Annotated in this window: 6 protein-coding genes and 1 pseudogene; 2 read left to right on the top strand and 5 right to left on the bottom strand. The window is 65.9% G+C overall.

Annotated features, from left to right (window positions below; all coding sequences use genetic code 11):
- From dprA to gltX, 5 genes and pseudogenes are all read right to left on the bottom strand, one after another.
- Positions 1 to 987 carry a DNA-processing protein DprA gene (dprA, locus tag JCM25143_RS13995; RefSeq protein ID WP_081773605.1) on the bottom strand — a complete coding sequence of 329 codons (987 nt, stop codon included), beginning with the start codon at positions 985 to 987 and terminating at the stop codon, positions 1 to 3.
- Between the two features lie 71 nt (positions 988 to 1,058).
- Positions 1,059 to 1,703, bottom strand: a complete 645-nt coding sequence (plsY, locus tag JCM25143_RS13990) for a glycerol-3-phosphate 1-O-acyltransferase PlsY (RefSeq protein WP_025861666.1) — start codon at positions 1,701 to 1,703, stop codon at positions 1,059 to 1,061.
- Positions 1,700 to 3,013, bottom strand: a complete 1,314-nt coding sequence (locus JCM25143_RS13985; protein ID WP_025861665.1) for a dihydroorotase — start codon at positions 3,011 to 3,013, stop codon at positions 1,700 to 1,702. Before JCM25143_RS13985 ends, plsY begins: the two co-directional genes overlap by 4 nt.
- Positions 3,010 to 3,969 (bottom strand): aspartate carbamoyltransferase catalytic subunit, encoded by a 960-nt coding sequence (locus JCM25143_RS13980; RefSeq protein WP_025861663.1) that lies wholly within the window; start codon positions 3,967 to 3,969, stop codon positions 3,010 to 3,012. Before JCM25143_RS13980 ends, JCM25143_RS13985 begins: the two co-directional genes overlap by 4 nt.
- A pseudogene (gltX, locus tag JCM25143_RS19945) lies at positions 3,962 to 5,363 on the bottom strand (glutamate--tRNA ligase). Before gltX ends, JCM25143_RS13980 begins: the two are co-directional and overlap by 8 nt.
- Before the next feature lie 56 nt (positions 5,364 to 5,419).
- On the opposite strand from gltX, the gene JCM25143_RS22885 reads away from it, so the two are divergent.
- Both JCM25143_RS22885 and JCM25143_RS19940 read left to right on the top strand, forming a co-directional pair.
- Complete coding sequence (locus tag JCM25143_RS22885; protein ID WP_081773604.1) at positions 5,420 to 5,764, top strand: hypothetical protein; 345 nt, start codon at positions 5,420 to 5,422, stop codon at positions 5,762 to 5,764.
- Positions 5,722 to 6,624 (top strand): ComEC/Rec2 family competence protein (locus JCM25143_RS19940; RefSeq protein WP_234395312.1); only part of this gene is annotated, 903 nt, incomplete at its 3' end. The genes JCM25143_RS22885 and JCM25143_RS19940, both read left to right, overlap by 43 nt.

The raw sequence follows: 6,624 nt of genomic DNA, 5'->3' as shown, positions 1-6,624 counted from the left end.
TCAGGCGTCAGGGGGGCTTGGCGCGCGCGGTGCCGGGTTGGGGCGAGGAGCAGACAGGGGCAGGGTGTCCTGCCACACAGGGGGCATGCCCGCGCGCAGGCTGTCGATATGGGGCAGGATGTCTGCCGCGCTTTCTGTCAGCACAGCGCCATTGCGGATCAGATTGTTGCTGCCCCGGCAGCGCGGATCAAGCGGGGAGCCGGGTACCGCGAACAGTTCACGCCCATATTCGCTGGCCATGCGTGCCGTAATGAGCGTGCCTGAATGCGGGGCGGCTTCCACCACCACGCAACCCAGAGCCAGCCCCGCGATAAGCCGGTTACGGCGCGGAAAATGCCGCCCCATGGGGGCCGTGCCCAGAGGCGCTTCTGTAATCACGGCTCCCTGTTCGGCAATGCGTTTTTGCAGGGCTGCGTTTTCTGGCGGGTAGGGGCGATCCAGCCCACCGGCAATGGCGGCAATGGTCAGGCCCTGCCGGTGCAGCGCACCCCGATGAGCGGCGGTGTCGATCCCGCGTGCGAGTCCGGATACAACCACAACCCCGGCCTCTACCAGTTCGGTAGACAGGCTTTCGGCCAGTCGTAGCCCGGCGGCGGAGGCATTGCGCGCGCCAACAATGCCGATACCCGCTTTATGCAGGCAGGTCGTGTCGCCCAGTGCGCTGAGCACAATAGGGGCATCGGGCACATGGCGCAGGGGAGCGGGGTAGCCTGCATCAAGCAGGGTCAGAAACTGCCCGCCCATGGCCAGCGTGGCTTCGATCTCGCGCAGGATAGCGGCTTCGGGGGCAGGAACGAGCGTTTTTCCACTGCGTCCGCTTGGGCCGTTCCGCCCGTTGCTCAGGGCCTCAAGGGCCGCTTCTGGGGTTTTGTAGAGGGCTATCAGCCTGTGCCACTGGCGCGGCCCCACCTGCTCAGCACGGGCCAGTCGCAGGCAGGCGACAAGCGTGCCAAAGGGTAGGCTTGCCGGGAAAGGGGATGCGCTCATGGTTTGCCCACCCGTGAAAAAACGCTCACCCCCCACAATGTCAGGAGCCTGACAGGCGGTTAGGTGGTGCCTTAGCGCTTACCATCACCGATTCGGGGCTCCGTACCCCGTAGCAGTCGGCTGATGTTTTCGTGGTGCCGGGCCAGAACCAGCAGGCAGATCAGCAGCGTGGCCATGGGCTTGGGTGAGGCATGGAGCGAAAAGCCGTTCAGGGCGAAGCAGATGAACGGCATGGCCACAAAGGCGGATAGCGCCCCGGCGGAGGAAATACGCGTCAGCCGCGCCATGCCCAGCCAGAGCGCGCAGCCAGCAAGCCCTGTCAGCGGGGAGAGAGCGAGCATGACGCCCAGACCCGTCGCCACACCCTTGCCGCCCTTGAAGCCAAGGAAAATCGGATAACAATGTCCCACTACGGCAGCGAGCGCCGCCACGGCTGCGGCCCGGTCGGAAAAGTCGGGCGGGGTCATGATCCAGGCTGTCAGCACCGCCAGCACACCTTTGGCGGCATCCAGCAGCAGGGTGGCGGCCGCAAGGTCCTTGCGGCCCGTGCGCAGCACATTGGTGGCCCCGATATTGCCCGAGCCGATCTTGCGCAGATCGCCCGCCCCGGCAAAATTGGTCAGCAGCAGGCCAAAGGGAACACTCCCCAGCACATAGCCCAGAAAGGCCATGGACCCGATAAGCCAGAGGGCGTAGCTCGGCAGGGTTTCGGTCATGCCCCGGCCTCTGCCGCTACGCTGGTTCCGGCTTCATAAACCCTGCGGCCCGCTTTCCATGTGCCCAGCACGCGGCCTTCGAGTGGACGGCGGTCGAACGGTGTATTCTGGGCGCGGCCCGGCAACTGGCCTGCGCTTACAAGCCAGCTTTGTTCAGGAGCGAACAGGCACAGATCGGCCTCGGCTCCTACGCTCAGCGTGCCCGCCTTGCTGCCCAGCAGGGTTGCCGGGCGGTGGGTCAGCAGAGCGATGGCCTGCGGCAGTGTCAGTGTTCCGTCATGCACGCGGGCCAGCGTCACGCCCAGCAGCGTGACCATGCCCGTGCCCCCTGTTGCCGCCTGCGCAAAAGGCAGGCGCTTGTCATCCGCATCGCGCGGGATGTGGTCGGAGGCAATGGCGTCAATCGTGCCATCGGCCAGTGCCGCGCAGACAGCCAGCCGGTCTTCCTCGCTCCGCAGGGGCGGGGAGAACTTTGCGAAAGTGCGGAAATCGCCAATGGCGTTTTCGTTCAGGTCGAAATAGGGCGGGGCGGTGTCGCATGTCACGGCCAGCCCACGCGCACGGGCCTGACGGATCAGCTCAATACCTTCACCCGTGGACACATGGCCAAAATGCAGCCGCCCGCCTGTTAGTTCCACCAGACGGATATCGCGCGCGATCATGATGGATTCGGCCGCTGCGGGAATGCCCGCAAGACCCAGCCGGGTGGCCAGCGCGCCAGCCGTGGCGCAGCCTGAGCCCGCCAGCGAGGGTTCCTCGGGGTGCTGGACAACCATCGCCCCGAAACCGCTGGCATAGGACAGCGCCAGACGCATGAGCCGGGCGGGGTCTACCGCGCGGTTGCCGTCGGTAAAGGCGACAGCCCCTGCTTCATGCAGCATGCCGATTTCGGCCAGCTCTCGCCCTTCGCAGCCTTTGGTCAGCGCGCCATAGGGCAGAATGGTAATGGCACCGCTTTCCTCGCCACGGGTGCGGAGCATCCGCACCAGAGCAGGGTTGTCGATGGCGGGTTTGCAGGTGGGCAGCACGGCAATGGTGGTAATACCCCCAGCCGAAGCCGCTCGAGCCGCGGAGGCAATGGTCTCGCGGTATTCAAAACCCGGCTCGCCAATTTCCACGCGCATGTCCACAAGGCCGGGGCTCAGCACGGCCCCATCGCCATTGATAACCTGCGCGCCCTCGGGGTGGCCTTCGGCCCCGGCGGTGTCGGTTCCGGCTATCTTGCCATCGCGCACGAGCAGCCGACCGGGCTGGTCCACGCCGTTTGCGGGGTCAATGAGACGGATATTTTCAAAAAGGATGGTGTTCATGCGGCACGCCTGCTGCGGGTCAGGCGATCCAGCACGGCCATGCGGACGGCCACACCCATTTCAACCTGTTCCTGAATCACGCTCTGGCTGGAATCGGCCACGCTGCTTTCAATTTCTACACCCCGGTTCATCGGGCCGGGGTGCATGACCAGCGCATTGGGGCGGGCCAGATCAAGCCGCCTGCGATCGAGGCCGAAAAAGCGGAAATATTCGCGTGCGCTGGGCACAAGGCCGGAGGACATGCGCTCGCGTTGCAGGCGCAGCATCATCACCACGTCCACATCGCGCAGGCCGTCTTCCATGTTGTGGTGAATGTCCACACCCAGCCGCCCGAGAGCGGAGGGCACCAGCGTGGAGGGGCCGACCAGCCGCACGCTGCTGCCCATGGTGGTCAGCAGGTGGATATTCGAACGCGCCACGCGCGAATGGGCCACATCGCCACAGATCGCTACTTTTAGCCCGCCCAGCGTGCCAAGGTGGCGGCGGATGGTCAGGGCGTCCAGCAGGGCCTGTGTGGGGTGTTCGTGCATGCCGTCACCCGCATTGACCACGCAGGCATCGACCTTGCGGGCCAGCAGGGCGGGCGCGCCTGATTGCGAGTGGCGCACCACCAGCAGGTCGGTCTGCATGGCGTTGAGCGTGGCCGCCGTGTCCAGCAGGGTTTCGCCCTTGTTGACCGAGGACTGCGCCACCGACATGTTAATGACATCGGCCCCGAGCCTGCGCCCCGCCAGTTCAAACGAGGTGCGCGTACGGGTGCTGTCTTCAAAAAACAGGTTGATGAGCGTGCGGCCGCGCAGCACGTCACGCGGGACCTTGCGTGAGCGGTTAAGCAGCGCATAGCTCTCGGCCAGATCGAGCAGCGGCTCGATCTGGTCCGGGGTCATGCCTTCCAGCCCCAGCAGGTGCCGGGAGTTGCGGCCCGGCTCAGCCGGAGCGGGTGCGGGGCTAGCCATGCAGCACGGCCCCGATACGGGCCAGCACCTCGTCGCGGCCCAGTGCGTGGAGTGTGGCATCAATCCCCGGAGAGGAGTTGGACCCCGAAACCGCTGCGCGCAGGGGCTGGGCCACGCTGCCCAGCTTATGCCCGCCGGTTTCAGCAAAGCGGCGCAGGGCCGTGTCGATATTTTCAGCCGTGAAGGGGCTGACCACCGCCAGATCACGCGCCAGTTCACCCAGCAGCGTGCGGGACTCGGGGGTGAGCAGCTTTTCCGCCTTGGCGTTGAAAGGCAGCGGCACACGGCGGCCAAGGAACGCGGCATTTTCCGTCAGTTCCACCAGCGTGCGGGCGCGCTCTTTCAGGCCGGGCATGAGGGCGAGAACGCGCGCGCGGGTGGTTTCGTCCACCACCACACCGTCCACGGCCTTCAGGCGTTCCATGACATCGTCTGTCAGGCGCGTATCATCGGTCTGGCGCAGCATACGGCGTTGATGTGCTCGAGCTTGGCATAGTCCATGCGCGAAGGGGCGCGGCCCACACCGTCGATGTCGAACAGGCGGATCTGCTCTTCACGCGAGAGGATTTCGGCATCGCCATGGCCCCAGCCGAGGCGCAGCAGGTAGTTGCACAGGGCTTCGGGCAGGTAGCCTGATCGCGGAATTCCACCACCGACTGTGCACCATGCCGCTTGGACAGCTTGGCGCCATCGGGGCCGTGGATCAGCGGCAGGTGGCCAAAGCGCGGCAGGTCCCAGCCCATGGCGCGGTAGATCATGGCCTGACGGAAGGTGTTGGTCAGGTGGTCATCACCACGGATAACGTGGGTAATGGCCATATCGTGGTCATCCACCACCACGGCGTGCTGGTAGGTGGGGGTGCCGTCCGAGCGCAGGATGATCATGTCATCCAGTTCGGCATTGGCGACTCGTACTTCGCCCTGCACCAGATCATTGATGACGGTCTCGCCATCGCGCGGGGCCTTGATGCGTACGGCAAACGGTGCGCCCGCCGGGGCTTCTGCCGGGTCGCGGTCGCGCCACAGGCCGTTATAGCGGGGGGGCTGACCGTTCTTCATTGCGTCTTCACGCATCTGGGTCAGTTCTTCGGGCGTGCAGTAGCACTTGTAGGCCAGCCCGCGTTCGAGCAGTTCAAGCGCGACCTCGCGGTGGCGGTCGGCGCGGGTGGACTGGAAAACCGGCTCTTCGTCCGGTGTGATGCCCATCCATTCCAGCCCGGCGAAAATAACGTCCACCGCCTGTTGGGTGGAGCGTTCGCGGTCGGTATCCTCGATACGCAGGAGGAACTTGCCGCCATGGTGACGCGCAAAGAGGAAATTGAACAGGGCGGCGCGGGCGTTGCCGATATGCAGCAGGCCCGTCGGACTCGGGGCGAAACGTGTACGGATGCTCATGGGGTGCATCCTTATCACGCACGGGCGCGCGGAGCCATATGCGCAGGCTGAAGGGAATGCTCCGTATTTTCCCCTGTGGTTATGAGGGGTTGACGGCGCTGCTGGTGGCCGAACAGCGGCGGCTTGTCCTGTGGGTGCCGGTAGGGCTGGCGCTGGGGGCGGCGCTTTACTTCTACGGGCTGACAGCCGAACCCCGCGCGCTGTGGGGTGTGTGGGCGCCCTGTTGCTTGCGGCTGTGGCCGTGGGGGCTGGGGTGGTCTGGCGGTATGTTCTGCCCGTGCGCTGCATGGCGGGGTTTTGTGCGGCGGTGGCGTTTGGCGGGGCAATGGGCTGGATTGCGGCACACAGGCAGCCCCCTATGCCGGAACTCCCACGCCGGGCGGTGGTGCTTTCGGGCGTAGTGCGTGCGGTGCATGACCTGCCCCCTCGGGGCGAAGGCCAGCTTCCTGCCCGCAGGGTTGATCTGGCCGGGGTGCGCTTTCACATGCCCTTGACCGAAGAGGCCCCGCCACTGGCGCGGCTGCTGGCGGTGCGGTTGCGGGTGGATGACACAGCCTCCCTGATGGTGGGGGAGAAAGTGCGGCTGCGTGCGGTGCTGCACCCGCCGGATTTCGCGGCCGTGCCCGGTGGGCGGGACTGGCAGTTCGAAGCCTGGTTTTCAGGCCGGACCGGCAGCGGCATGGCGCTGTCCGCCCATGACGCGCCGCGCTCTGACGAACAGGATTTACCGCTAGAAACACAGCCGGTTTATCAGAATGATCTCACGCAGGCGGGGCCGGATCAGGCCAGCGGAGAGCAAAGTGAGGCGGAGCCTGTTGGAGCAGGGGGTAACGGTTTTGCCCGTATCGGGGCGGCTGCATCAGGCGGGGGGAGCACCGCAGCAGCAGGGGCCGGGCTGGCGCGGGAGGCGGCAGGTTCCATCACGCTCTGGCGGCAAAGGCTCGAAACCCTACGCACCGCCATGGATGAGCGGATTCGCACCATTCTGCCCGGTGCGGTCGGGGCTGTGGCCTCGGTGCTGCTGGATGGCCAGGGCGAGGCCATTCCCGTTTCCGTGCGGGACGATTTTGCGGCCTCCGGGTTGGCGCATCTTCTGGCGGTAGCGGGGCTGCATCTGGGGCTTGTCATGGCGGTGGTGATGGGTGTGTGCCGCCTCGGGTTGGCATCGTGGGAGTATGCGGCCCTGCGTTGGCCCTGCAAGGCGTTGTCGGCTCTGGCCGCATGGGGGGCTGGTGGTGGCTACGTGCTGCTGACTGGCGCA

Source organism: Acetobacter papayae JCM 25143 (genome assembly GCF_000613285.1).
Classification (GTDB): Bacteria; Pseudomonadota; Alphaproteobacteria; order Acetobacterales; family Acetobacteraceae; genus Acetobacter; species Acetobacter papayae.
Note: the sequence above shows the minus strand (reverse complement) of the source record. Positions and strands in the feature narration are given on the sequence as shown.